Annotated in this window: 25 protein-coding genes; 22 read left to right on the forward strand and 3 right to left on the reverse strand. The window is 45.4% G+C overall.

All coding sequences use genetic code 11. The features are described from left to right. The first annotated feature begins 67 nt into the window (after positions 1–67). From BM058_RS13665 to BM058_RS13700, 9 genes are all read left to right on the forward strand, one after another. The gene (locus tag BM058_RS13665) at positions 68–349 is read left to right on the forward strand and encodes a hypothetical protein (protein ID WP_143083033.1); all 282 of its coding nucleotides are present in this window, start codon (positions 68–70) and stop codon (positions 347–349) included. Further along, the gene (locus tag BM058_RS13670; RefSeq protein WP_090927614.1) at positions 346–753 is read left to right on the forward strand and encodes a hypothetical protein; all 408 of its coding nucleotides are present in this window, start codon (positions 346–348) and stop codon (positions 751–753) included. The genes BM058_RS13665 and BM058_RS13670 overlap by 4 nt, the downstream gene beginning before the upstream one ends. Before the next feature lie 161 nt (positions 754–914). Beyond that, on the forward strand, positions 915–1,967 hold the full coding sequence (locus tag BM058_RS13675) for an Rpn family recombination-promoting nuclease/putative transposase (protein WP_090927615.1): 1,053 nt from the start codon (positions 915–917) through the stop codon (positions 1,965–1,967). A 212-nt stretch (positions 1,968–2,179) separates the two neighbouring features. After that, complete coding sequence (locus BM058_RS13680; protein WP_090927616.1) at positions 2,180–2,551, forward strand: hypothetical protein; 372 nt, start codon at positions 2,180–2,182, stop codon at positions 2,549–2,551. Positions 2,552–2,786: 235 nt separating this feature from the next. Beyond that, positions 2,787–3,701, forward strand: coding sequence for a methyl-accepting chemotaxis protein (locus tag BM058_RS18755; protein WP_090927617.1), 915 nt, complete (start codon positions 2,787–2,789; stop codon positions 3,699–3,701). A 248-nt stretch (positions 3,702–3,949) separates the two neighbouring features. Continuing rightward, positions 3,950–4,198, forward strand: a complete 249-nt coding sequence (locus tag BM058_RS13690; RefSeq protein WP_177195566.1) for a PD-(D/E)XK nuclease family transposase — start codon at positions 3,950–3,952, stop codon at positions 4,196–4,198. A gap of 40 nt (positions 4,199–4,238) precedes the next feature. After that, entirely contained in the window at positions 4,239–4,538 is a 300-nt protein-coding gene (locus BM058_RS13695) for an RpnC/YadD family protein (RefSeq protein ID WP_090927619.1), read from the forward strand. Positions 4,539–4,555: 17 nt separating this feature from the next. Then, positions 4,556–4,705, forward strand: a complete 150-nt coding sequence (locus BM058_RS18335; RefSeq protein ID WP_177195567.1) for a hypothetical protein — start codon at positions 4,556–4,558, stop codon at positions 4,703–4,705. A gap of 100 nt (positions 4,706–4,805) precedes the next feature. Next, positions 4,806–5,126: a four-helix bundle copper-binding protein gene (locus BM058_RS13700; RefSeq protein WP_090927620.1), complete on the forward strand. Its 321-nt coding sequence runs from the start codon at positions 4,806–4,808 to the stop codon at positions 5,124–5,126. A 459-nt stretch (positions 5,127–5,585) separates the two neighbouring features. On the opposite strand, the gene BM058_RS13705 is transcribed toward BM058_RS13700, so the two are convergent. Further along, positions 5,586–7,652, reverse strand: coding sequence for a S8 family peptidase (locus tag BM058_RS13705; protein ID WP_090927621.1), 2,067 nt, complete (start codon positions 7,650–7,652; stop codon positions 5,586–5,588). 371 nt (positions 7,653–8,023) lie between these two features. After that, positions 8,024–9,064, reverse strand: coding sequence for a C40 family peptidase (locus BM058_RS13710; RefSeq protein WP_177195568.1), 1,041 nt, complete (start codon positions 9,062–9,064; stop codon positions 8,024–8,026). Positions 9,065–9,505: 441 nt separating this feature from the next. Between BM058_RS13710 and BM058_RS13715 the strand changes: the two genes are divergently transcribed. The 13 genes from BM058_RS13715 (at position 9,506) to BM058_RS13775 (ending at position 25,724) form a co-directional block, all read left to right on the forward strand. Further along, positions 9,506–10,351: a DUF6612 family protein gene (locus tag BM058_RS13715; RefSeq protein ID WP_090927623.1), complete on the forward strand. Its 846-nt coding sequence runs from the start codon at positions 9,506–9,508 to the stop codon at positions 10,349–10,351. A 529-nt stretch (positions 10,352–10,880) separates the two neighbouring features. Further along, a complete protein-coding gene (locus tag BM058_RS13720; protein WP_090927624.1) occupies positions 10,881–15,464 on the forward strand; it encodes an S-layer homology domain-containing protein in 4,584 nt (1,527 codons plus the stop codon). 849 nt (positions 15,465–16,313) lie between these two features. After that, positions 16,314–16,823 carry a JAB domain-containing protein gene (locus tag BM058_RS13725; protein WP_090927625.1) on the forward strand — a complete coding sequence of 170 codons (510 nt, stop codon included), beginning with the start codon at positions 16,314–16,316 and terminating at the stop codon, positions 16,821–16,823. Between the two features lie 44 nt (positions 16,824–16,867). Beyond that, positions 16,868–17,047 carry a hypothetical protein gene (locus BM058_RS13730; RefSeq protein ID WP_090927626.1) on the forward strand — a complete coding sequence of 60 codons (180 nt, stop codon included), beginning with the start codon at positions 16,868–16,870 and terminating at the stop codon, positions 17,045–17,047. 16 nt (positions 17,048–17,063) lie between these two features. Next, on the forward strand, positions 17,064–17,372 hold the full coding sequence (locus tag BM058_RS13735; RefSeq protein WP_090927627.1) for a hypothetical protein: 309 nt from the start codon (positions 17,064–17,066) through the stop codon (positions 17,370–17,372). 2 nt (positions 17,373–17,374) lie between these two features. Next, positions 17,375–17,629 (forward strand): hypothetical protein, encoded by a 255-nt coding sequence (locus BM058_RS13740; protein WP_090927628.1) that lies wholly within the window; start codon positions 17,375–17,377, stop codon positions 17,627–17,629. Between the two features lie 329 nt (positions 17,630–17,958). Next, complete coding sequence (locus tag BM058_RS13745; RefSeq protein ID WP_090927629.1) at positions 17,959–18,306, forward strand: hypothetical protein; 348 nt, start codon at positions 17,959–17,961, stop codon at positions 18,304–18,306. A 268-nt stretch (positions 18,307–18,574) separates the two neighbouring features. Beyond that, positions 18,575–19,450 carry a tyrosine-type recombinase/integrase gene (locus BM058_RS13750; RefSeq protein WP_090927630.1) on the forward strand — a complete coding sequence of 292 codons (876 nt, stop codon included), beginning with the start codon at positions 18,575–18,577 and terminating at the stop codon, positions 19,448–19,450. A gap of 14 nt (positions 19,451–19,464) precedes the next feature. Next, the gene (locus BM058_RS13755) at positions 19,465–19,875 is read left to right on the forward strand and encodes a hypothetical protein (protein WP_090927631.1); all 411 of its coding nucleotides are present in this window, start codon (positions 19,465–19,467) and stop codon (positions 19,873–19,875) included. A gap of 389 nt (positions 19,876–20,264) precedes the next feature. Next, positions 20,265–21,347, forward strand: coding sequence for a hypothetical protein (locus tag BM058_RS13760; protein WP_090927632.1), 1,083 nt, complete (start codon positions 20,265–20,267; stop codon positions 21,345–21,347). A 134-nt stretch (positions 21,348–21,481) separates the two neighbouring features. Further along, positions 21,482–23,278: a DNA polymerase gene (locus BM058_RS13765; RefSeq protein ID WP_177195569.1), complete on the forward strand. Its 1,797-nt coding sequence runs from the start codon at positions 21,482–21,484 to the stop codon at positions 23,276–23,278. Positions 23,279–23,407: 129 nt separating this feature from the next. After that, positions 23,408–23,893, forward strand: a complete 486-nt coding sequence (locus BM058_RS13770) for a hypothetical protein (RefSeq protein ID WP_090927634.1) — start codon at positions 23,408–23,410, stop codon at positions 23,891–23,893. Between the two features lie 82 nt (positions 23,894–23,975). Continuing rightward, positions 23,976–25,724, forward strand: a complete 1,749-nt coding sequence (locus BM058_RS13775; RefSeq protein ID WP_090927635.1) for a DNA primase family protein — start codon at positions 23,976–23,978, stop codon at positions 25,722–25,724. A gap of 384 nt (positions 25,725–26,108) precedes the next feature. Here BM058_RS13775 and BM058_RS13780 read toward each other — a convergent pair. Further along, positions 26,109–26,371: transposase domain-containing protein (locus BM058_RS13780; protein WP_143083035.1), on the reverse strand; the 263-nt coding region annotated here is incomplete at its 5' end.

Consider the following 26,371-nt stretch of genomic DNA (forward strand, 5'->3'; position numbering starts at 1 on the left):
GGGTACCCCTGCTTCTACTGGAAGCAGGGGTTTTTTTGGGTGCAATGATGCGAGGAAACTGCAGGTTGTGATGCGGAAATGGGGAGAATCGATCGGGAAAATGCCAATGAGCGCGAGAATCGATCAAGAAACGCGCGGATCAATCGATAAATCCGGCGAATCGATCGAGAAACGTGAGCATCCCCGCACCGGCGCCGGCACCTGCCGCGTTGAAGCAGTCACCAGCCGAATCGAAGCAGAAAACCAGAGAATCAATGCAGAAATGGGGAGAATTAATCGAGAAACTCCGAGAATCGATCGAGAAAGGGGGAGAATCAATCGAGAAAATGCCAATGAGCGCGAGAATTGATCAAGAAATGCGCGGATCAATCGATAAATCCGGCGAATCGATCGAGAAACGTGCGCATCCCTGCACCGGCGCCGGCACCTGCCCTGTTGAAGCAGTCACCAGCCGAATCGAAGCAGAAAACCAGAGAATCAATGCAGAAATGGGGAGAATCAATCGAGAAATTCCGAGAATTGATCGAGAAATGGGGAGAATCAATCGAGAAAAACCCAAACAGCGCGAGAATCGATCAAGAAACGCGCGGATCAATCGATAAATCCGGCGAATCGATCGAGAAATGTGCGCATCCCCGCACCGGCGCCGGCACCTGCCCTGTTGAAGCAGTCACCAGCCGAACTAATCGAGAAATCCAGAGAATGAATGCAGAAATGGGGAGAACCAATCGAGAAAAGTTCAAAAATGGCTAAAATCAATCTAGAAAAAGAAGAATCGATTCCATTTTGCGCCGAATCAATCGATAAAACGCCACCCTGGTCAAAAAGGTTTTTTCTAAAATCGAACAATTGTTCTATTATTATGTTATAATGGAAGGGAGCAGTTCACTACAATAGAATAGAGGCGAAGCAGTATGTTGAAGCGGTTGCGTCCGGACGATCTCATGGATTTGAAGATTGATTATGCATTCAAGCAGCTTTTTGGAGTGGAGCGGAACAAAGATCTTACTATCGAATTTCTGAATGCTGTATTGAAGCGGGAGGGAAATGAGGCCATATATGACATTTCATTCGAAAACACCGAATTTGCCGGAGATCAGGAAGAAGACAAGAAATCGAGACTGGATATCATAGCGCTGACCGAAAAAGGGGAATATATTAATATTGAAATCCAGTTCACAAATGAGTATGATATGGTCAAACGCTCGTTATATTATTGGTCCCGTCTCTATCTTTCCCGCATAAAGCAGGGGGAGCCGTACCGGAAGCTCCAGCCCGTTATCATGATCAATATACTGAATTTCCCGCTCCCGGAAGAAAAAGCACCCGACTTTCACCATTCCTACGGCATACAAAACCGGCACCATTTCCATCAACTGACCAACCACCTCGAAATGCACTTTATTGAAATACCAACCCTGATCACTCATTGGAGACAAGGAAAACTGGACACCACCCATCACCTGCTTGCCAAATGGCTTCTGCTTCTCGGCATGGTGGACCGCCGCAATCAACAGATGTACGAAGACATTTATCATGAATTGGAGGAGATCGCAATGAGCGACAAATCACTGAAAGGCGCATTTGAACAGTGGGAACACCTCAGTGACAAGATCGAGAACAGAATGGCGTATGAAAGACGCTGGAAACAAATCAAAGACGACCTTGTCCGGGAAAAAGAAGCAGAGCTTCGTTTGCAGGAGGCTGAAGAAGAAGCTGAAAAGAAAGGTCACCAAAGGGGTCATCAACAAGGCCATGAAAAGGGCCATGCAGAGGGCCATGCAGAGGGCCATGCAGAGGGCCATGCAGAGGGCCGTGCAGAGGGGCGTGCAGAGGGGCGTGAACAGGGTCATCAGGATGTAGCAGAGATCATGCTGAAAAAGGGAATGGAAATCGAAGAAGTCTGCATAATGACCGGGTTAGACGAAGAAACCGTTCGATCAATAAAAGATAACTCATCTTCCTGATCAAACGGCAGAATTTTCTGCAATTTCGAATGCCCCTTGGAATCGATAGAGAAAACAGCTGCTGTCCGTGATAGTTTCCACTACATTCAAGCCATTCTTGTGACAATATTTTCGAAAGGTTCCAAACACGACAGTAATCGTGAAAGGAGGAGGTTGTATTTAGCAGAAAAACACTACAAAGAATTGCGTATGTCAGACGATGGATGCAGATCATGGACGATGCAGCCAAAGATAAAGAATACGAACTCCGTCTTCAGGACGCGGAAAAAAGAGGATTGGAAAAAAGCATGCAAAAAGATATAGAACAAGGCTTTGTTCAAGGAAGGCGAGAGGCTGAACAGGATGTCGCTGCATCGATGCTGGAAAGAGGTTACGATATAGAAACAATCGGCAAACCGGTTTGGATACGGAAACGGTCCACCGGATCAAAGAAAATCAACAATAACGCTGAAACTGCCGGTCATGCCGGCAGTTTTTTCATATCCATACCAGGAATCCATTCACAGCATGGGTCCGATGCTATTTCACGCAAAATCGATGAAACAATTCCGATATACAGCTCGCCGTATCATAAAATTTTCTGACATGTTTCGACATGGAGAAAAGGGGAATAGAAAGAAATATGCACGAAAAAAGACCTATTACACCTACGGCCAAAGAACGTTGAACCGAAATTCTAACGCAGGAAAAGATGCTCTCCCAGGCTTTGAAATAACGCGCGCCTCATCATCGCCGCGTCGTTTTCACTTTTTCCTGAACGGACGAGAAATCACGGTTCCGTAGAGGGTTCATTTTAAAAAAGAGGGAGAGAAGAAACATATGATAGCAGAAGAAAAGCATCACCAGGTTTTAGATCCGTCACAGCTGATCCAGTCGCTGGAGCAGTCACTTGCGATGATTGAATTTGATACAGAAGGCAATGTGCTGTGGGCGAACCATCTGTTTGCCGAAACAATGGGGTACAGGAAGGAAGAAATAACCGGACTGCATCACCGCGTGTTTTGTGACACAGCTTTTACAAACAGCCGGGAATACACCGATTTCTGGCAGTATCTGCGCTCCGGCCGCACCTTTCAAGATAAAGTTGAACGCTGGAACCGGAATGGGGACAAGGTCATGCTGGAAGCAACCTACACGCCGGTTCGGGATGACACCGGCCGGATCCAGGGAATCTTAAAAATCGCAACCGATATCACGAAGCGTGAAGAAAATATAGCGGGCATTTCTGAATCCGTCCAGCAGATGGCCGAAGACCTGCTCGAGCGTGCTGAGAGCGGCATGGAAAAAAGCCGCGGACTCACCGAAAACGCCGAACAGGTAATGGAAGATGCAACGGAAAATTTAAGCAACCTGGAATCGCTCGAAAAGCAGGCCGGCTCCATCCGCGGTATCGTGAAAACGGTGCGCGGCATTGCCGACCAAACGAACCTGCTGGCGATTAATGCCGCCATTGAAGCGGCCAGAGCCGGCGAGCACGGCAGAGGATTCAAAGTAGTTGCCGATGAGGTACGCAAGCTCTCCACCCGCGCCCACGAAGCGATGCAGGACGTAAGTGACCATGTAGAAGGAATTACCGGAGAAGTGAACAAAATCAGTGATCACACCGCCCGTTCCCAGCAGGATATGGAGAACAGCCGGCAGAACATCACAGACGCCGCGGCGGCCTTCGCCTCGATGGAATCCGCCGCCAAAGAACTCGAGCAGAAGGCCACGCAATTCCGCCACATCCTGTAACGAATCGATAGAGTCCAGGCGGGAATCGAAGCATAAACCCGGAGAATCAACAGATAAAAAAGCTGAAAGGGAGAAAATCAATCGAGAAAAAGAAGAACCAATTCAAATCTGCGCCGAATCAATCAGTACAAAAGTTTTTACCAAAATAAGAACAATTGTTCCTTTTGTGATATAATCAAAGGAGGCAATACATTTCAATAGAATAGAGGCGAAGCAGTATGTTGAAGCGGTTGCGTCCGGATCAGTTGATGGATCTGAAGATCGATTATGCATTCAAACAGCTTTTTGGAGTGGAACGGAACAAGGACTTGACGATTGTTTTCCTGAATGCTGTGCTGGACCGGAAAGGAAAGGAGAAAATCCAGCGCATCACATTCAAAAACACAGAATTCTCCGGGGAGCTGGAAGAAGATAAAAAATCCCGGCTACGACATTACGCATCATCTGCTCGCCAGATGGCTCCTGCTTCTTGGAATGGTCGACCGCCGCAATCATGAGATGTATGAAGACATTTACCATGCATTGGAGGAGATCGCTATGAGCGATAAATCATTAAAAGGCGCCTTCGAGCAATGGGAATACCTCAGTGCCAGCGCCGATGAGAAAATAGCCTATGAAAGACGGTTGAAACAGATTATGGATGCCGCCGCCAAAGATAAAGAATACGAACTCCGCGTCCAGGATGCAGAAAAAGAAGGAATGGAAAAGGGAAAGCACGAGAATAAACAGGCTGTCGCTGCATCGATGGTGGAAGAAGATTTCGATATAGAAACAATCGTCAGGCTAACCGGTTTGGATATGGAAACCGTCCAACAGATCAAAGAAAACCAAGAATAATGCTGAAGCTGCCGGTCATGCCGGCAGTTTTTTCATATCCATACCAGGAATCCAATCACAGCACAGGGGAATCGAAGCAGAAAACCAGAGAATCAATGCAGAAATGGGAAGAATCAATCGAGAAATCGGGAGAATCGATTGAGAAACTGCTGCCGTTGATGGACTAGCTGCACCGATTGAAATCTTCTCCAACAAATGCATGAATTCCGGCTTCTTTGGGCATCCCAATACACAGCACCATTCATCCCCGAAGGAGGCACGAATATTATGACATATGACGAGTGTATCCAAGCCTGTCTGGAGTGCATGGAGGCCTGCAACAACTGTTACAGCGCGTGCCTGCAGGAGCAGGACGTGAACATGATGGCCGAGTGCATCCGGCTGGACCGCGAATGTGCGGACATCTGTGGGTATGCCGCACAGTCCATGCAGCGCAGCAGCCGGTTTGCCAAGGAAATCTGCGGCGTCTGCGCAATCATCTGCCAAGCGTGCGGCGACGAATGCGCCAAACACGAACACGACCACTGCCAGCACTGTGCGAAAATATGCCAGCACTGCGCCAATGTATGCCGGGACATGGCATCTTAATCGTGCGGAATTGATTCCATCATCAGGATAAACAATCGAGAAAACCAGAGAATTAACCGAGAAATGAGGAGAAACAATCGAGAAAAACCCGATTCGCTCGAGAATCGATCAAGAAACGCACGGATCGATCGAGAAATCGGGAGAATTGATCGAGAACCTCGCTCTCCCTCTCCCCGGCGCTGGCCCCTGCCGTGTTGAAGCAGTCGCCAGGAGAATTAATCGAGAAATGCCGAGAATCGACCGAGAAATGGAGAGAAACAATCGAGAAAAACCCGATTCGCTCGAGAATCGATCAAGAAACGCGCGGATCGATCGAGAAATCAAAAGAAACAATCGAGAAACCCGCTCTCCTCTCCCTCTCCCCGGCGCTGCACCATGCAGAAATCGACCTGAATCCATACAAAAACGGCCCGGGCCGCCTGCCAGCCAGCAGTGCACCCGGGCCGTTTCATCTTCGCTCTAAGACTCTTTCAAATGCTCACCCAGCTTATACAAAATACTCGCAAACTGGGCGCGCGATAGGGTGGTTTCCGGGTGGAAGGTGCCGTCGTCGTATCCGGTCACGATATCCTGCTCCGCGAGCCAGGCAATCGCGCCGGCACCGGTTGTCGATGCGTCCACATCGCGGAACACAGGTCCGCCGTTTTCTCCGGAAAAATCAAATGCGCGTCCGAGCATCGCCGCCATCTGCCCGCGGGTCACTCCGGCATTGGGACGGAAGGTACCGTCGGAAAATCCGGAAATCACACCGGCATCCACAGCGTCTGCAATGTACCCGGAAGCGAAATAATCCCGGCTGACATCAGAAAACGAAGAGGAGGCCGGATCATCGCTCCATCCGATCACACGTCCGAGCATCGTTACCGCCTGACCGCGCCGTACCGTCTCACCAGGACGAAAATCACGGCCGCTGCCCTGAATCACGCCGCGTGCCTGCAGCTCCCGGACAGCCTCCGCCGCCCAGAACTCATCATGAATATCCTGAAAATCGGCCGGAGCGCTCCCTTCCTCAGGCCACGCAAAACGATCATCTTCAATGACGACCTCGACCGTGCTGCTGCGCCCGGACTCTTCTTCTCCCATCGAGACCGCCGTCACTTCATAGCTGTACGTACCAGGCGCCACATTCTCATCTTTGAAAAGTTTACCGTTGTCGGTCGTACCATAGCTCTCTCCGTCCCGGTAAACCCGGTGCTGCATGACCGGCATCTCCGAGCGGTCCCAAAAGACGTACACATCGCGGGTGCCATCGTCATTTTCAACAACTTCGGTCTCTACACCGGCCGGCGCTTCCGGCGGTTCCTCCGGTGTTTCAATCGGATCATCTTTTACCGGGTTCTCTTCGATGTCCTCTTCCACCGGCTTCTCACGGTTACCTTCACCGAAATCCTCTTTCTCCGGCACGCCGGCATCAGAAAGATCCGGAATCTGGAGCAGCCCGTAGCCGTAGCGCTCATCCCGTCCTTCCGCGCCGAGATCAACTGCCTCATTCTGCAGCATCTCCCGCAGCTCCGGCGCTTCTTTTTCCGGATACGCTTCTTTTAAAAGAGCAAAGGCCCCGGAGACGAACGGGGTCGCCATGGAAGTCCCGCTGAGCGGCCCGTACGAACGGTCTTTGTACGTGCTCACGATATCCTCCCCGGGAGCACTCAGTTCCACTGCTTCACCGGACGCAGAAAAATAGGCGCGTTCGTTCTTTTTATCCACCGCGCCGACAGCAATGACAGACTCATAGCGCGCCGGGAACTCCACGCGGTCCGTATCTTTTTCTTCGCCCTCGCCGCGGTTGCCGGATGCGGCCGTCACAATGATACCGTCCTCGTACGCTTCATCAAGCATCTCTTTCATCGAACTCGAATCCGTTAGCGTACCGAAGCTCATGTTAATCACATCCACATCCTGCTCAATCGCCCATTCCAAGCCGCTCAGCACCTGGGAAAGCGTGCCGCTGCCATTCTCATCAAGCACTTTCACCGCGGAAAGCTCCACGTCAGGCGCTACTCCCATGAGACCCATGCCCGGCTGGTAGGCGCCGATAATGCCGGCCGTATGACTGCCGTGACCGTTGTCATCATTATAGGAATCGGTATAGGACACCGCGGAATACCCGTCCGTGACATCCAGAGAAGGGTGGGACTTACTGATTCCCGTGTCCACCACAGCCACTTCCACATCCGCACCGGTAACGTTGTCATCCCAGGCCGATGGAGCTTGAGTGTTCTCAAGTCCCCAGTTCTCCAGGTCTCCTATTGCCTGAATTTCCACGTCCTGATCCGGCTCGACGTAGGCTATACCGTCTTCTGATGAAAGCCGGGCCGCTTCCCTGTCAGTGAGAATGGCCTCTCCGGCATCAATCCGTTCCCACATATCGCCTGTCTCACCGCCGACGTCCTCGATAAGAGAAGGAGCGGTGTTCTCCTCAAACCCTACCAGATATGTATGCTCCTCCTCTTCAGCCGACACTCCCGCCGGCCACGCTGCCAGCACCACGCAGACCGCTGCAGCCTTTACGATTCTATGTATCATGCTATCCCCACTTTCACTCCAAAAAAATAACTACCACTTTCTTCTATCTTAAAGCAAGAAACCATAGATTGGTAGATATATATAACGAAAACAAGTAAAAAATAGTTTCACCATCCTTCAGAAAAAATTAAAAAAGAATGTTTAACAAGCTGTTGCACCGGTAATACTTATACCAGAAAGATATAATAAAGCCCCCATTTTATGGAGTGCCTGCTTTTCCGACTCACAGAACAGCACTGGAACAAAAAAAGGGAGACGGCAGATAAAGCCCCCAATGGCCACCCCCACCATTGTTTTATTCCCCTGTCTTCCATAAAAAAAGACCCGCCATGCCCCGTGGCGGATCTAACAGATTATTTCATTGTGTGATATTACTGTTCCAGTGCGCTGTCGAGAAAAACGGAGAAGTGGGCACGTGTTGTTTCGCGGCTCGGTTCAAACTCGCCATCCGCGTTTCCAGTTGTAATGCCGGCTCCGGCAAGTGCCTGGATCTGCTTGTGATAACGGTGATTGTTCCCAACATCGACGAAAGAACCGTCATAGCTTGTCCCTTCCAAATCAAAAGCGCGGTAGAATACAACCGCCATCTGCTGGCGTGTCATCGGCTCGTCCGGCATAAATTCATTCTGCTGGTTTCCGTTGATGTAACCTGCTTCACTGACTGCTTTAATGGCCGCAGCGTGGGTACTCTCGGAAGAAACGTCGTTAAATCCGCTGTCGTTTCCGCTGCGTTCAAGATCAAGAGCTTTCGTCAGAATAGTGGCAGCCTGCTCTCTTGTGATGCTGTCCGAAGGTTCGAATGTGCTGTTCTGGTAGCCGCTGACGATGCCTTCTTTGCCAAGCTTCGTGATGCTGCCGTGCGCCCAGTAGTCCTCATTTACATCGTGATACTCCCCGTCAGGAAGTTTTTCAAGAGTCTCTGATTTGACGGCGGAGGCTGTCGCTTTCTCCTCGGATTGGTCGGAAAGAACGCGTTTCGCTCCGACATAACGGTCGCCCCAGTAGTACGGGTCATTGATACTTGAAATCATAATGCCATTGGAGCTGGATGCATGAATGAACTGGTTATTTCCAATGTAAATGCCGTTATGCTGAATGCCGGAACCGTGTGTGAAGAAAACAAGATCGCCTGTCTGCAGGTTTCCTTTGGATACCGATTGGCCGACATTATACTGCGCGGCGGCTGTTCTTGGAAGATCGATTCCGTTCTTACCGAATACATAGCCTGTAAAGCCGGAGCAGTCGAATCCGGCAGGTGTAGTTCCACCGTAACGGTACGGTGTTCCCAGATGATCTCTTGCTTCCGCTTCAATATCTTCCGGCGACGCTGCGTCAGCCGCCCCAGGCTGCACAGCAAAAGCTGATAGTAGCAGCACAGCACTAAGTACTGCTGCCATTGTTTTTCTGACCAAAATGGCCACCCCTCTCATTATGTAAAAATGTTATATGTATTTATGTGGTGTTTTGAGTTGAATGTCGTGGTCTGTCTTGAAAACACAATTCATAGTCTAGCATGTAATGGGGCTTCTTGAGTTTACAGTTCAATAACAACTAAAAGACACAATGATACAAAATAACCGTAAAAGCCCCATTCAAAGCTCCAGCTTTTTTTCTTCTCATTCATTCAATCAAACAAAACCCCTGGCATTAAAGGAAATATTCAGCAGAAACGCCGTTGTAACATTGTTGTAATAGAGATGTTTTTGTCACAACATTTTCACATGATTTTCTGCAACTTTTTAACACAACAAGGTCCAAAGTCCTACATCAGGAATGGGCTTTGCCTTTTGCACGCACCCGCTGTAAAATGAACAGGGAAGCATATCACTAACGAATAACAGGAGACATTACATATGAAAAAATGGAAAAAAGCCGCCGGAGTGGCAGCAGGGTCCGTTCTCCTTCTACTAGCTGCGTGTGGAGAGCGGGAACTGCCGGAAGAAGTGTACGGCGATGCGATGGAGACGATGCAGAATCTCGACAGTGTATATTTCACTGAATCCAACACGCTGAACGCGGAAGAAGAAGGAATCAGTACATTTACAAGAGGGGCGCTTCGTTACGGGGACCCGGTAAAGGGGTATATGGAATCCAACATGAACCTCGTGGAGCTTGAGACGCCGGTCGAACTGGACGTACGGATCGACGGGGAAAACATTCAGACACGCCAGAACGGCGAATGGGAGGAATCCGAGACGAACACCGCGCAGATTCAGTCCATGCTCCGTCCGAACGAAGATCTCACCTTCTTTCTTGAATTTGAAAACGAGTTTCTAATGAAAGAAGTTACAGATGTCGAGGACACACCGGATTATTATGAAGTGTCCTTTAAAGGAACCGAAGAACGGCATAAAGCACTCGCCGAAAAGAAACTAAGCTCCCTCGGTGTTATGCCGGAGGGCGGATTAAGTGAAGAGCAGCTGAACGGGATGACGCTTGACGGGATCGAAATGACCGCGTTCATTGATAAGGAAACGAGACGGTTGAATGGCTATGATACGAGCTTTACGTTTACGGTCGAACTTGGTGGTGAGCTGCGCTCCTTTAATGAACAAACGAACGTCCGGTATGAAGATCACAATAATGTAGAAGGCAATCTCGAAGAATTTATCCAGCAGAAAGTAAAAGAAATCGAACAGCAGCAGATGGAGGAACAGGAATCCGAAAGCGGGTCCGGTTCTTCTTCCGATCCTGCATAACAAAGGACCGGTCCGCGTACACATACGAGGGCCGGTTTTATTACGCTTTTTTTAACAAAAAGGAAATCTTTCCGTGACACGGTTGTAAAATTCATGGTGTATTATGGAAGAAAAACATCAGCAAGTGGTAAGTGAGTCTATAATAAATGCCCGAAACTCCCAGTTCTATTAAAATGAGATTACAAACAATGTTACAGGGTAGCCATTCGGAGGAAATTGTTGTAGAATTCTTGTAGATAGCGTCATAATATGAAGTAGATTAACAGACGCGGCACATTATACTTCCACGTGCAGGAAATGGTCACCCACGAATTGACAGCCTGCGAATTGGTACGTATAATAAATCTTGCAGTTTTTTAGCAGATTTATGAATTCCTAACGGACGGAGGCGCTTTCATCGATGATTCCGATGACCCGATGATAGATCGTCGAGGAACCAGATGACGTGCGATCGTCTCTGAAAGTTAGAAACAAGTATTCTATCAAAACTGAGATAGAGTGCTTCATACAAAAGGAGGAAATATTGCATATGGCTTATCAACCTAAGTCTTACCGCAGATTTCTAGCATCTTCCGTATCTGCAGCAGTCGTAGCGTCTGCAGCAGCAGCGGTACCTGCGGATGTACAGCAAGCGGATGCAGCGGAGTCTTTCACTGATGTATCCAACGATTACTGGGCCTCGGAGTCTATTCAGCGTCTAGCTGACGAAGGTATCATCAACGGGTACCCAGATGGTACATACGGCCCGGGAGAAGACATCAACCGCGGTCAGGTTGCTGAACTTCTTGTTAACGCGTTTGATCTCGAAGTAAATCAAAACGCTGAATCTTCCTTTGACGACCTGAACGATGACAGTTACTACACTCCATTTGCTGAAGCTGTAGAAGAAGCTGGCTACATCACAGGCCGCGAAGACGGCACTATGTTTGCTGCTGGCATGGATCTCAGCCGTGAGCAGATGGCAACTATCCTTGTGCGTGCGTTCAACCTTGAAGCTCAGGAAGACAGCGACGCAAACGTTGCTGACCTTGATGAAGCAAACGCAAGCCACCAGGAAAACATCCAGATTCTTGCGGACTACGACATCACGTCCACTGAGAACGATATGTTCCGTCCGAAAGAAACGGTTAACCGTGCTCAGTTTGCAACTTTCCTTGACCGTGCCCTTGAAGTACAGGAGCCGCAATCCATCTCTAACGTAAGTACTCTTACCGGTGACGGTCACGTACTTTCTGTTGAATTTACTAGACCGTACCGTGAAAATCTTTCCGCGTCAGACATCATGATTGCAGAAAGTGACAGTGGTGAGCGCAAAGGTGTTGAAAGTGTAAGTCTTGCTGCAGACGGCATGTCCGCTCAAATCACACTTTTTGATGACACCAGCGACAACGCTCCTGATGAAATTCAAGAAGGCGTACAGCACGACATTCAAGTTGGCGACCTTTCCACTACGTTCACTCGTGATCAATTCCTTAACGATGATGATAACGCCCGCGTTACATCCGTTAACGACGATGACCGCGAATTCACCGTTACGTATAATGAAGATAACGGAGACGGTGATGAAACAACTGTTACTCTCGATGTTCCGGAAGACAGCGACTTTAACTTCCAGCAGGCGCTTGGTCATGAAATCAGCGTTTGGTATGACGGTGATAACAACCTCACCAATTACGAGTTGATTCAACATGAAGATACGCTGAACACAGCTATCGAAGTGACGGAAAACAACGAAATCGAAACCGTTGAAGGCGGCAATGCTCACGACCTCGCTGAGGATGTAACATTCACCGTAAATGACGGCTCCGATGACGAAATTGTTGCTGAAGGCACTGATGAAGTAGAAGAAGAAGGTCTTGTCGATCAAGAGTATGACTACGCAAAAGTCATCTTCAACGACAACGGCGATGTGCAGCGCGTTTACGCGTACGACTTCAGCAACAACGAACCGATCCTTACTGAGTCTGTAGACGGCAGTGTTGTAATCGGCCGTGACTCTGATGAGTTGGATCTCGAAGATTACAGAATCGTAAAGAATGGTCAGCAAATTGCACCTGAAGATATCCAGGAAGGCGACGTTGTCTTCTATAACGAAGATGCATACGATGGCGATGGCTTTGCAGTAGTCGGCACAAACACCGAAAGCGGAGCTATCGAGAACGTCTACGACGATTCCTTTGACTTTGAGGGTACAACTTACGACTATAACGACGACAGTAACGATCTCGGCACTGTGCAGTATCTTGACGAAGACGGTGAATTCGCTGATCTTGGTGAAGATGAAGCGGAAGCACTCATGGATGCTGGCGATGTTACCCTTTACAAGAACTTCAAAGGTGACCTTGTTTATGTAACAGGTGCCACTGACGGTATTGAGCAAACTTACAATGCGTTCTATCTGCAAGGTATGGCATCTCCTTATGTCAGCAGCACAGGCGATGTAAGTGTAGAGCTTGAAGGTGTTAATTCCGAAGGCAATTCGTATCTCTATGACTTTGCACCTGATTCCCTAGACGAAATCACTGTTCAAACAAGTGACGGCGAAAAAGTATACGAGACAAATCAAACCATTCCAGATGGTGATGAAGAAGACTCAGCGGACGAAATTGACGAATTTGCTCTTGCCGAAGGCAGCAGTGATAATCTTTCACTGATTAGTGCGGACGAGACTGCTGGTCCAATTAGTGGAGATACATTCCTTGTTGCTCTTAACGATTCCGGCGATATTATCAATGACGAAGTTGTTGTTAACCTTTCCGAGTATGGTAGTGATCTTGGTGAAGATTACAGCAACAACGTTATCAATGTAGGCGAAGATTCCGATGGTAATGTTCAAGAACTCGAATTCTTCGATAATGTTTCATCTCTTAATAACAGCATTGATGAGGATTCGGATTATGCTAATGGAAGTCTTCTGGAAGACAGCACCCTCGTTTACGATGTATCTGACGCCGACATGCTTGATCCGGACGAAGAAGATGTAAACATCACAACATGGGGCGACCTTAAAGAAGGCGGCGTTGACATCAATGCTGGTGAGGCTGCCGTTTACTCTGATGAAGATGACCGCGTAACCCATCTTGTAACGTATGAAGATGTTATCAGCAGCGGTGAAGAACACACTGCAGTCATCAAAGATGTTCAAACTTCCGATGACGACATCGTGCGTGTAGACGTTCTTGTGAACGGTGAAGAAAGAACGTACGAAGTTAACGACCTGGACCCTGGTTTTGATGTTAGTGAAGGTAGCGTTGTTGAAATCGAAGTTAATGATGCGGATGATCTTATCACAGGATTTAATGATCTGAATAATGCTGGTGAAAACAATGATGAAGATCGTCTTGTATCAGGCACAGTGATTGAAGACGGTGTGAGCGTTGGAGACGATGAAGTTACGGTAAACATCGATGGTGAAGAGGAAACATTTGAGCTTGCCAATGACGGTGCCGTTTATGATGCATCCGACAACGATGCGGACGACTACTCCGTTGAAAACCTTCGTGATATTGAAGATGGTGACAACGTAACAATTGCTAAACCTTCTGAAGACAGTGGCTTTGCTGATGCCGTTGTTAAGACTGGCGAAGGCAATCAAGAAGATGACCAGCAATCTTCCATTAATGGTGAAACGTATGAAGGATATAGTTCCGCAGATAATGAAGTGATTCTTGATGGTGAAACTTATCCTGTTACGGACTCTGTTGGCTCTTTCTTTGGTAACAATGATTCTGCTCTGAATGGTAATGACATTAGTGTTGACACTTCTACCGATGGAACAGTCACTTCTGTTACTGGTTTAGAAATCAACAATGACAATACAGATATCTCAACAACATCGGACTTTACAATTAATGGCGACGTTGTTGTGAACGGTCAAGATGTATCACTAGATGGATTGACTATCACTGGTGATCTCATTGTTACACAAGATAGTGACTTTGATGCTTCTAATGTAGAGGTGCAAGGTGAAACTAACATTGAGAATGGTGATGGAAGCACTGCAAAATTCACTAATTCCACACTAGCAACTGTTAATGTAAATTATGATGAACATGTATCCCTTCAAGGAACGACTACAGCTGATACTGTTAACCTTGCTTCTGATGGAGCTGATCTTGAGTTGGCAGCTGAGGCTGAGGTTTCCACTACTAATGTAACTGCTGCTAACACTACGATTTCTGGTTCAGGGTCTATTTCGACTCTTAATGAAGAAGATGGCAATGAAACTTCTTTGGACGGTAATGTAACAGTAGATGATGAATCTAGTGAAGATACTCTTGCACCAGAGCCAGTTACCAACCTTTCTTTTGAAGACACAAATTATACTGATGGCGAAGTTAGTGGTGATATTACATTTACAGCTTCGACTTCAGATGAGGTTGATACTACAACAGTTTCTGTTAATGGATCTACAGAAAATGTAAGTGAATCAAGCACAAGCGGTGACGAAGTAACTTATACAGTCTCTGGTCAATCTGTAGAAGAAGGTAGTCAAATTGAAGTTGTAGTTGCAGATGCTGCTGACAATGAAGCATCACAAACACTTGATATCGAAGATCAAACGCCGATTGATGAGTTGAATGCATTCAGCATTGAAGATACTGAAAGTGCTCAAACGGATGCTGAAAATCTTCTTTCTAGTCATAGTGATGATATCGGTGTGGATGTAAGCACTGTAGATAGTGATCATAGCGCTTCGTTCTCTGGTCCTGTAGCAGAAGATGTATTTGAGACAAGACCTGAAGGTGGATTTTCTGACTTTGATGAGGTCCAATCTCACATTAATGCTTCTGCAAATGTAAGAACTGCATTTAAGGATGCAGTAGCAAATAGTGAAGATGTGAAAACAGTAAGTGAGGTTTCCAGCATTATTGAAAATGTTAGAACCACCGTTGAAAATAATAGCGAATATCTTAACGGCTTCCTTACAACATCAGACATGACTACTGATGAGTTCATCACTTATCTAGAGGACTTAGCTTCTGATGTAGAGAATGCACAAGATACTTCAGCTGTTATTTCTGCTGCTACTGAATACAGTGGCTCTAACTTCGGTCCACTACTTACAGAGATTGAAGCAGCTGTTTCTACAGATGATAGTACTGCTGAATAATCAAAACGAAACGTTCCTTTATAAACTAGCAATCTAGTGAAAAAAGGAAAGAAATCCCCGAGTGATAAGTGCCTGACACTCCTCGGGGTTTTTCTTTAACTGTTCTGTTGATGTGAAAGGTGAAAGTCCTTTTCCTGTGAAACAGCCTACATTCGCAGGTGCCTGATCCTCCTGCATCCGGTGATGCCCTGCCGTGGCAGAAAGGGTGAAGTCAGGTGAAGACGTACTCTCGAAAGAGAGGCGGGGCTCCTTCAAAGATGGCTATGGCTAATGACGTGAACCCATGATGATCCAAGTAGAGGTAGTGAATATCAGGTAAAACGCTAGTAGGTTGGTATTTATCCCTGTATCGGCAAGGATGCAGCGGCGATTGGAATAATTCAGGCTGTTACACCAGTCGTTCTCTATCTTGAATAGTGGGGACCTACGGTCATCAAACAAAGGGATAAACAGAACGGAACGTTTGAAGCTTTATAGGAAGAGATGAGGCAGCATCTACGATGCCTATGAAGTGGCAGCGGGTTTGTAGTAGTGATGATAGCTGGCCGATTGTATTGCCCTGGTAACAGGACAAGAGGAGAAAACCAGCAGTAGCGAAGGAACCCAGTCAGTGATTTTCTCACAAGGTTTATTTCCCTAAAAACTATTTTAGCCGTCTCCCATGTGGGAGGCGGCATTTTTTTGATACTAAATGATGAACAGGCAACATAATTTCCATATTTTCTGTTGTTCTGCCGTGACTGCTTGGGTTTGAGACATTTAATATAAATTAGATAGGTCAATCTATCATGATATACCTCAGTTCTTATTCGGAACTGGGGTTATTTTTATTTATCAAGGAGGAATAAGATGAAACGTTATGAAAAGCCAAAGCAGAACGAGCCGGAAGAATTAGAAACCAATTCGGAGCAGGTCCAGGGACAGCATGTAGCCATGCTTACACTTCAGATGGTGAAAACCGGATATTTATGGTACAGCGACACCGCTATTCGTTCGCCGGAAGATGCTTATCAGTTGCTCCGGGACTTTTTAGGCCAGCCGGACAGGGAAAATTTTGTTGTGATGACATTAGATACTAAAAATCAGCCTACATCCATCTATACGGCTCATATAGGTGATCTTAATGGCTCAGTCATTCACCCCAGAGAAATTTTTAAGACTTCGATTATGTCGAACTCGGCATCGATCATTCTTTGTCATAATCACCCCTCCGGTATTCTACAGCCGAGCTCGGAGGACCTTGAAGCGACTAGGCAAGTAATGGAATCTGGAAGCGTATTGAGGATAGATGTGCTGGATCACTTAATTTTGGGGAATCAGGATGATTTTCTATCTCTGAAAGAAAAAGGTTATATGTAACCAGGAAATAAAGAAAGCAACAGAAAACCAAAGGAGGCTCATACATGACGAAAGAACTGATTGGATATCACCGTGTTATGGAAGAAGGAAAAGTATTATACAGGCCGTATTATCATGACTTTACTTTTGGAACACCAATGTCCAGGCAGAAATTATTGATGGAACTACTAAAGGAAATGAAAGCAGAAGAGAAAACAGTTCTCCAGCAGAAAGAAACAGGATGAGAAAGGGGAGACAGGAATGGAGGAAGTAGAATGGTTTATAGATTCTTTAGAGACCACCTTTCAAATATCGGTGGACAGGAAGGAAGTAAGTTATGAGGGAACGGAACTCTATTTAGATGAAATTGACCCTGTTCTCGTGCCAACGGAAATATTGAATCACATGCCCATAGCATTATTATTTGAAACAATGATAGTGGTTGATAAAGAAGGAACAGAATGGCTGGGTGCGATTGCCCTGCATCCAACAACAATGGAGTGGTGCCTGCAGGTGATGTTCAGAGATGGACAGCCTGTCTATCGCCGTACCATGATGAAGGAGGACTAAAAATGATGGTTTACCATGTGATTAAGATAGAAGATGGCACGTATTACCGGGGCTTTGATGAAGCAACGGGATTTTATGATGAAGAACTGTTTACCGAAGATGAACTAAAGACCCTATTATTCGATCAGGTCGTCGATGAGAATGTCGTTATTGATGAACACGAGGCAGCGCGGGCGGTGCGGTGTATTCCCGACCCTGAAGCCCGTGAAAAAGTGAGTAATTATATTACCTATTTGGAAGGCATGGTGGAAAAATGATGCTAGACAAGCGTATAAAATTATTCCGCCCCTTCAGCGAGGATCCCTCCAATGTTGAACCTTCCAATGACTATGCCAATCAATAGAACCCCTCCACAAAGCTTGTCAAAATCCTAGAGAGCGAAAAATAACATGAAGCAGTCCAAATCATCTCCTGAAATAATGAAACCTCTTAAAAACGCTATAAGCTCCTTTAGCTGTTCCTTCTTCCACCTGCCGTTTCCATCAAAAAAAAAAATAAAAAAAAATATCTTCTTAATAAGTAACAAAATATTAAAGAGACGTTGCTGGAGACAGTTGGGTCTCGATATCCCAAGGAGGTGGACGAATTGACCAAATACGTAAAGAAGAAACAATCGAAAAAGCCGGAAAAGCCGGAAATTATGCCGCCCATACAGGTTTTTGATGTCGATGAAGAAGATCGTGGAGAAGCCAAGGAGGATCAGCATGAAACAGAGGAAGAAACGGAAACAGCTGCGCCGGAAGGTGAAACGACTCATCCGTCCGGGAAACAGGAGGAACAAACCACAAAGCCCCCTACCTTCGATGAAAGCCATATTCGGAAGACAATATATTTCACAAATGACAATTGGAGGAAACTACAAGAAGAGAAAACAAAAAATCGTCGAAGCGCTACCAGAATTGTTAACCAAGCATTAGAAAACTATTTTGGTTGAATCGAAAAGCCATCTATGCCTGTAGGTGTAGATGGCTTTTTACTGAACCATTATTTCGATGAATACTGGTTGTATCTACGCTGAAACTCCCTGCAAAACGATCGGCAATCTCCCGACAAAAGGAAAACGACCATTTGATTTTTAAAACAAAGACTGCAACATCAAGGCTTAGAGGGATACCGCCCCCTCTCGGTCTCCCGACAGAAATATAATTCTGCCGGGAGTTTCGATGCGGATGAAACGAAATGAAACAAAGGAGGAAATGCTAATGGATACCCTAACGGCATTTGAACTATGGTTACAGGAAGAAGGACGGGTACGAGGAACGATTGTCTCTTACATCGGCGATGTAAGGGACTATCAAACATTTCTGGAACATCATGCTGCTGAGCAGCCTGACCAGCTGTTGACCCGTTTTTTCGTTATGAGCTTCAAAGATCATTTAATGAATAGAGGATATGCCGTAACAACCATCAACAAGAAGCTAAACAGCCTAAAGGTCTTTAATGATTTTCTCATAGAAAGGGGCATCGTTACGACATCTTTCCTATCGTTGAAACGAGATCAGATTAAAGTGGCAGACGGTACAGGACAAGTTGATGTTTTGACACAGCAACAAGTGGACCAGCTGTTATTTTACCTTGAAACGTCTCCCAAGGTAAGCAAACGAAATAAGCTGGCCTGTTACCTGTTTTTATACACAGGGGTTCGTGCATCTGAGCTGGTGTCTCTCAAGGTATCCGACGTTGATCCAATACTGCGAAATATTACTGTTTATGGAAAGGGGAGCAAATTGAGGGAAATAAATTTGAAACAAGAATTACTGGATGTCCTCCAAGATTACTGCCGTACGGAGCGAAATATGTCGAATTATAGGGACAGTGATTACCTGCTTCTCAGTCAACGTGGCGGGAAACTGGCCAGAGACAGTATCCGGGAATGGATGGCTAATGTATCTAAGGAACTCGGTTTCCCCCTCTATCCGCATCGCCTGCGCCATACGTTTTGTACCAATCTCATTCAAAAAGGGGTAGATTTGGCAACCGTCAGTCAATTAGCAGGGCATAGCAATGTACAAATGACCATCCGGTACTATATTAATATTTCTCAAGAACAGAAGCAGCAGGCCGTAGACTTGTTATAAAAAGGAGCCAAAGGATGTATAAAGTCAGAAGATATAAGGATGTTAAGTATCTCCAACGGATACTGCCGAACGTGCTAGCTGAACCAATAGAAACCCTGTTTCTTCGTATCTATAAATCCCAAGGAGAACCATACTCCTTGGGATCTTTTTGGCTTCCTGCCGAAGAGGCCCTCTTTATTTTGGAAGCAGAGGATGATGTCAAAAATATACTGGATGATCCCTTTGATTTAGAGTACGTCTATAAAATACAGCATAATCCAGGAATATTTGAAGCCTCCCTTCAAAATCAAGCAAAGCATGAAAGGTTTCTTATTGTGGAAGCAACATTGGACCCAGAAGAGAAAGTTTGTATCCAGGATTTAGAGGATTGGACGAAAAGGTGGAAAGACAAGTATCGCCTTTATCATAAGCGAAAGGAGCAATAAACTATGAGCTACACTCATTTTGGATATACAGGGAATCTCTTATTCATTATCAGAATGGCCGCTGAGGTTTTGGTTGTTATTCAGCACCACTTAGAGAATAAATTTATAAAATAAGACAACCTTCGACCATATCACTTGAAATCAAGACGCCGCAGGGGATTTGGAAATATTCTTTTCGGCGTCTCTCTTTTTTTAATAAGAATTCAGTATGATAAAGTATACTAAGATTTACATAAGGGGGTCTTTTGTATTAATAAGATAACCGAGAACAAGATGTAGCAATTGATAGAGCCTGACGATGTGAAAGATGAGTGTCTACCAGGATGTATTTATAAACAATGGATTTCGGCATGATGGATAAAAAATAAGGGGCTTGGAGGGCATCGGTTTTGGTAAAAAAGAATGACAAAAAAGACTACGGTGTTAAAGAATTTTATGAAGGGTTGGGATGGACAAGATCCACATTTTATCGAAAAATATATGATATTTTTGATACATATAACCTTGATGACTGGAAGTTTAGGGAGGCAGGGGAGAGAATGGAGAGTCCCGGGAAGACTGATAAGAAATTTGTTTTTAAAGGAGAATGGAGAGAACTGTTTGAGCTGTTGTGTAACATACACGATGAGAATCCTTATTTTAGAAAAAACACCTCTAATAACAGTCTAACCTTTAAAGACCTCATGGAGTATAATCAAGAGACATTGGAAAAAATTGCGGGCATTTCGGATAAGAACCAACGCCATCAAATAATGGCTCACCCTGCGTATTTAGCATCTGTAGCTGAAAATGAATCTTTAAAGCAAGCGATAGATCGTATGACTATGTTGTTGCGCGCAGTTGAAGATGTTTCCATTGAAACAAGAAGTGCTGTTTGGTCAGATTTTGCGAGTCTACTGAATGATCTTATTATAAGAATGTACCTGTTTGAAAAAGAAACAAAAGAAAAAGTGGAGCAGGAAAAAGGTGCTTTTAAAGATGTACTGTTTGCCGAAATGGAAGTGAATAGTCTAGACTATCTTGTTGCAGAATTTTTGAAAAAGGAAATGGACGAAGATCACGCAGCAAACAAGGAAGATGTAGTAGAGAAATACCGTGAAGCTGAAAAAGAGTTGGATGACATTTCCGCCGCTTCTGATACTCCTGAAGAACAGGATATCATTAATAAAGCGTTTGAGGAAAAGATTGGTGGTGAAGCCTTAAACCAGCTGAACGAAAATGAAATGGAGGCTAAGATAAAAGAAGAATGCCGAGAAGCTGAAAGACAGGGAGCTAGAGTGGAAGAGATCGATAAGCAGATTGAAAACTATATCGCTCAGAGTGAAGAAAACCAAACCCAAGAGGTTACAGAGAAATTAACACAAATTAAGGAACAAGTTAAAAGGTTACAAGAACAAAATGAAAAATATCGTTCAACAGCGGAAACCCTTTTCCGGGACGTAAACGAATCCATTATAGATAGAAGGAAATAGAGAGCTTATCTCTATTTCTTTTTTTTTTGCCAAGATGTTTTTTGTGCTGTCTCACTTTTGATTAGTATGTGATACACCTACTGAATTCGATTTGTTTTCTCTTTAGAATGAAAACTGTATTAAAGAGAAAGGAGATGATTTCTATGGACGCGTTAGCCGTATTACAGGATTCCTTTGATATATCCTTGGATGGTAACGACCTCGTCCTCCACCCAAAAGCAGCATTACCGGAGGACCGTTCCACGATGTATGAGGCTATGGTACAAATCAAACAACACAAAGCCAATGCCGTGTATCGATTAAATGCGCCATCGAACGCATATGCCAACATTGTCGCCTTTGACCTGGAAACCTCGGATCTTGATCCTTTAAAAGGTGAAATCAAACTCATCAGCGTTTGGGGTGACGGGGTGGAAAAGGTGACGTCAGATGTGTATGAGGTAGAAGAGCTGTTAAGAGATCCATCTATTTTGAAGGTCTGCCATAATGCAAGCTTTGACGTTACGTTTCTTCGCACAAAAGGGATCACTATCACATCATACATGGATACCCTGGTGATGGCGCAAGTGTTCCATAACCGTGTGAAAACCGATAACAGCTTGAAAGGATTGGCTGAAAAATATCTAGGCCGAAACCTGAACAAAAACCTCCAGCATGCCGATCACTGGCAGGGGGATCTTACAGAAGACCATTATGCGTATGCACTTTTGGATGCCCAAGTAGCGTTGGAGCTGTATTACTTCTTACAGGAGCAAATCACCCACCTCCATTTAGATGTCGTATTAAAACGAGAAATGGCTGCCATCGATACCATCATTGAACTTAATAGGAATGGCATCGGTTTTGATTACGAGGGATGGGAGCAGGAATTAGAATACATGAACACAGAGAGTCTCCAGTTTCAAGAAACCGTCCGTAATCTTCTAGAAACGCCGACGTTAAATCTCCAATCGCCGGCCCAATTAATGGCTGCTCTGGGGGAACAGGGTATACATGTCGAGGGAACATCGGACGAGGTGCTTGCCAAGTACGAAGGTCAGTACGATGTGATCGATTCTCTCCGCAAGTATAAAAAACGGAGAAAACAAATAAACGCTTATGGCGAGAAATTAAAACAGGCTATTGGCAAAGATGGCAGACTTCGTGGTACATGGAGGTTGATGGGGACGGATACGTTTCGGATGACCTGCAAACAGCCTAATCTTCAGGGGATGCCAGGAAAAGCAAAGCCTTATTTTCGGCCGGAGGAAGGGAAGTCCTTCATTGTAGCCGATTATCGTACGATTGAACTTCGGATATTGGCGGAACTCTCAGGTGATCCTGAATTGAAACAAGCCTTTTACGATAACGAAGACCTTCATACCAAAACCACCGCTGCCATCTTGAATAAGCAAGAAGGTGAGATGGTGACTGCAGAGGAACGGAAAATTGGGAAGGTTGTGAATTTTGGTTTAGTTTATGGAATGACCAAATGGGGCCTTCAGAAAAAAATCCAGGGGGCAACGGGGGCAGCCATTTCTCTACAAGAGGCGGAAACGTTTCGGAATCGTTATTTTGAGCTTTACCCAGGGGTGCTGCGTTATCAAGACCGTATGCTCCAACGTTCCTTTATCCAAACTTTAGGGGGACGGTACTGGTCCGATACCCACCATATGTTGGAGAAGGGCTCTATCGCCAGATACAATTACCCGATCCAGGCAACAAGCACAGAAGGATTAAAGGAAGCCCTGGCTCTGTTTTTGGAAGGAAGACAAAAGACATGGAAATTGGCTGCTGTCGTCCATGATGAGATTATCCTGGAAGTCCCCGACACCAATATAGAAGAAGCTTCTGTGTTTTTAAACAACGTTATGGTAGAGGGTATGAAGACCTTAGTTAAGCAGATTCCTATCGAGGTCGAATTACAAAGCGCGAAGTATTGGTGCAAATAATGGGATGGGAATGGGGGGTGTCTCAACATTATGAAACATGCAGGACACCTGAGGAAATGATGGGGTATCCCTTGTAGGATTGGAACTGTAGCAAAAAGCATTTAAATATTCTTAGGAGGTCGATGAGAAATGAATAACATCTTTAACAGCCCAGAATTTAGGAAAGAGCTACGAGAAACAGAAGAAGCCAAAGCAAAAATGGAATCGAGTGAAATGGTTGGTGAGGCTAAACACCAACCCGATGTGGAGGCAGGGACTTTCCCTGCTGTCACAAAAACCGCTGTGTATTCGCGGAATGTGCAAAGCCCTTTAGGTATCAACGATAAAATTGACATCACTTATACGATCTTTGTCCCCACATCAGAAGGGACACTCCAAAAAATCGAAAAGGACAAATCTTACTGGAAGTCCCCTTCCGAAAAAGCCAAATACACCCGAACATTAAGCGGCCTGCTGAATGCTGACCCGCGGCAGGCATTTCGGTTGGAAGATCTTATGGGTATTCCATGTGAAGTAGAAATCACCCACAAAACAACAGACAAAGGCACCTTTGCTAACATTTCCAAAGTAACCAGGGTAGACATTGAGGCACTACCAGATCAATTCACTCTCTAAAGAGAAAGAGAGCCTGTGGCAAGAAGAATGCTTTTCCTCTTGCCACAGGTTCCACCCTAAAAACAGGAGGATATACGACAATATGGATGTAAAAAGATTTCAAGCTAATCAAAACCGAATGATGGATGTTGTAGAACCAGAACAAGAAGAAACGACTGCTTTTCAAATGACCCGGGACCCCTTTTTCCAATGGGCAGAAGCAGCTAATGCCAAGATGAGTGAGCCTCTCCTCCAAGCTTTAATTTCTAATACCGTTTCCTTGGGACAAGCTGGGGAAGAGTACCGTGAAAGAGTGATAAAGCCGAATCATTCAGAAGATTATCTGGCGGACCTGATGAGCCGCCAGCACGACATGGTACCGACCAGTTATCCTGTTTTAGAGCAATTGGGGTATGACGGTGAAAGAAAAGCAGGAACACCAGCTGGATGTGTCCTGGCTGATGTTAGAGAGGCACAGTTCCAAAAACGTGGTCTTGCTTATAACAAAAACGGGCACCTTGAGCTGAACGCCAACATTTTTGCCTCCTATATCCTGCGACGAATAAGGCTTGTTCAACTAAGCGGCGGACACCTTTTTGTCTATGGTTCATCTGGAGTGTACCAAGAAATAACACAGGATTGGCTGAAAAAGGTGTGCCGGGAGATATTGCATGAAGCAGAAAGCAATATATGGAAAGTAAGGTGGCAAAATGAGTATTATGAAGCATTAAAACGAGAAATCCCATTCGTCGTCCAAATGAACCCTGATACGCAGCGTATCAATATCAAAAACGGGATGTTGGATTTATATCATGAGAAACTCGTTCCCCATGATCCTGGCTATCTATCAACGGTTCAAATCCCGATCACGTACAATGCGGGAGCCTCCTGCCCTCAATTTCGAAAGTTCCTTTTTGATGTTTTTGAAAACGACCAAGAAAGAGTGGATCTGATTCAAGAATTGATGGGATACTGTTTCCTGCCGGAAGTAAAAATTCAAAAAGCCTTTTTCTTTGTGGGGTCCGGTTCCAATGGAAAAAGTGTTTTAGCCGAGATCATTCGTCATCTAATCGGCACAGCCAATGTGTCGAATGTTTCGTTGGACGAATTGAAAAGCCGTTTCGGCATGCAAAACCTACCTGGAAAATTTGTGAATATATCCTCGGAAAATGAGGTTACAAAGAAGTTTAACACCCAAACCTTTAAGATGGTGACAGGTGGAGATGCCGTTAATGTCGAGCGGAAATATCAGGACTCTTTTAACACCCATCTTCCTACCAAACTCCTTATTCTTTTGAACCATATGGTAGACACGGATGACATGACAGAAGGCTTTTATCGAAGACTCCAAATCATTCCTTTTCATAAAGAATACAAAGAGCTTAAAGCAGGCGAAGCTCCCGTAGAAGGTGTTTCCTATATGGACAAAGACTTGACGAACAAACTACTTCAGGAATTGCCTGGTATCCTAAACTTTGCTCTACAAGGCCTCTCACGACTTAGGGCTAATGATTTTAACTTGACGCAAAGCCAAGTAAGTGACGAGGCTTTACGAGACTATAAGGCGTCTCAGAATCCTTTGGTTGAATATTTCAACGAACGCGTTTACAGCAAACCTGAGGCTTCCGTATTACGGTCGGAATTCAAAAAGGATTTTGCTCAATGGGCCAGAGAGAATGGGCGAATAGCTGATGGAAAGATGGGGACAACGAAATTTTGGTCCTTGTTTGATAAAGTGTTGCAGGACCACCATATTACGACTCACACAAAAAAAATTCAGGGCCATTTTTATGTCGAAGGGATCCAATTACAGTTCCATCGGCGTGATGAGAATTATGTAGATCCCTGTTAAAACTTTAGATCTTGATTTAGTGGTGGTTTCGGTGGCGAAGGTGGCATCAAAAGAGGAAAAAAACATCAAGCAATAATCCGGAAATATATTATCTAACCCCTTTTTAAAAAACCCTTGCCACCTAAACCCCCGGGACGTTGTTCCTTTTACCAAATATTAAATGGACAAGAAGGGTACGAAGGGCATCGAGTAAGCAAAACCGCTTTTAATGATTGGTCAAAATTATATTATATATAGGAATAAAAAAGGAGGTGCTAATGTTCCCTGTATTGGGAGTGGCAGGATGATTCTTATAGGCGGAAAAGAAAGGTACTCGATCCACGTAAGCGTCAAATAATCCCCACCTTGATAAAAGGATGGGGATTTGTCGTTTATAAAACAGGGCTATGATTGGACAGGAATGCGGCAGCGTTCTGGAAGCTGCGTAGACCAGGGAAGCCATTCATCCAAGGAAGCATCTTCCTGCTGCTGGGGCAGCGTCTCAAATAAATAGGTTAGATAGGGAAACGGATGGAGATGATTTTCTTTCGCCGTTTCGATAATGCTGTAAATGATGGCGCTCGCTTGAGCGCCGCGGGGTGTTTGGGAAAAAAGCCAATTTTTGCGGCCGATCACAAAAGGTTTCATCGAACGTTCACTGCGATTAT

This window comes from Salibacterium qingdaonense (genome assembly GCF_900114715.1).
Taxonomy (GTDB): domain Bacteria; phylum Bacillota; class Bacilli; order Bacillales; family Marinococcaceae; genus Salibacterium; species Salibacterium qingdaonense.

Bases quoted from the DNA above. Each gene is read 5' to 3' on its own strand.
- BM058_RS13675 (WP_090927615.1), top strand. From the start codon at position 915: ATGTTGAAGCGGTTGCGTCCGGACGATCTCATGGATTTGAAGATTGAT.
- BM058_RS13680 (WP_090927616.1), top strand. From the start codon at position 2,180: ATGGACGATGCAGCCAAAGATAAAGAATACGAACTCCGTCTTCAGGAC.
- BM058_RS18755 (WP_090927617.1), top strand. From the start codon at position 2,787: ATGATAGCAGAAGAAAAGCATCACCAGGTTTTAGATCCGTCACAGCTG.
- BM058_RS13690 (WP_177195566.1), top strand. From the start codon at position 3,950: ATGGATCTGAAGATCGATTATGCATTCAAACAGCTTTTTGGAGTGGAA.
- BM058_RS13695 (WP_090927619.1), top strand. From the start codon at position 4,239: ATGAGCGATAAATCATTAAAAGGCGCCTTCGAGCAATGGGAATACCTC.
- BM058_RS18335 (WP_177195567.1), top strand. From the start codon at position 4,556: ATGCCGGCAGTTTTTTCATATCCATACCAGGAATCCAATCACAGCACA.
- BM058_RS13700 (WP_090927620.1), top strand. From the start codon at position 4,806: ATGACATATGACGAGTGTATCCAAGCCTGTCTGGAGTGCATGGAGGCC.
- BM058_RS13705 (WP_090927621.1), bottom strand. From the start codon at position 7,652: ATGATACATAGAATCGTAAAGGCTGCAGCGGTCTGCGTGGTGCTGGCA.
- BM058_RS13715 (WP_090927623.1), top strand. From the start codon at position 9,506: ATGAAAAAATGGAAAAAAGCCGCCGGAGTGGCAGCAGGGTCCGTTCTC.
- BM058_RS13720 (WP_090927624.1), top strand. From the start codon at position 10,881: ATGGCTTATCAACCTAAGTCTTACCGCAGATTTCTAGCATCTTCCGTA.
- BM058_RS13725 (WP_090927625.1), top strand. From the start codon at position 16,314: ATGAAACGTTATGAAAAGCCAAAGCAGAACGAGCCGGAAGAATTAGAA.
- BM058_RS13730 (WP_090927626.1), top strand. From the start codon at position 16,868: ATGACGAAAGAACTGATTGGATATCACCGTGTTATGGAAGAAGGAAAA.
- BM058_RS13735 (WP_090927627.1), top strand. From the start codon at position 17,064: ATGGAGGAAGTAGAATGGTTTATAGATTCTTTAGAGACCACCTTTCAA.
- BM058_RS13740 (WP_090927628.1), top strand. From the start codon at position 17,375: ATGATGGTTTACCATGTGATTAAGATAGAAGATGGCACGTATTACCGG.
- BM058_RS13750 (WP_090927630.1), top strand. From the start codon at position 18,575: ATGGATACCCTAACGGCATTTGAACTATGGTTACAGGAAGAAGGACGG.
- BM058_RS13755 (WP_090927631.1), top strand. From the start codon at position 19,465: ATGTATAAAGTCAGAAGATATAAGGATGTTAAGTATCTCCAACGGATA.
- BM058_RS13765 (WP_177195569.1), top strand. From the start codon at position 21,482: ATGATTTCTATGGACGCGTTAGCCGTATTACAGGATTCCTTTGATATA.
- BM058_RS13770 (WP_090927634.1), top strand. From the start codon at position 23,408: ATGAATAACATCTTTAACAGCCCAGAATTTAGGAAAGAGCTACGAGAA.
- BM058_RS13775 (WP_090927635.1), top strand. From the start codon at position 23,976: ATGGATGTAAAAAGATTTCAAGCTAATCAAAACCGAATGATGGATGTT.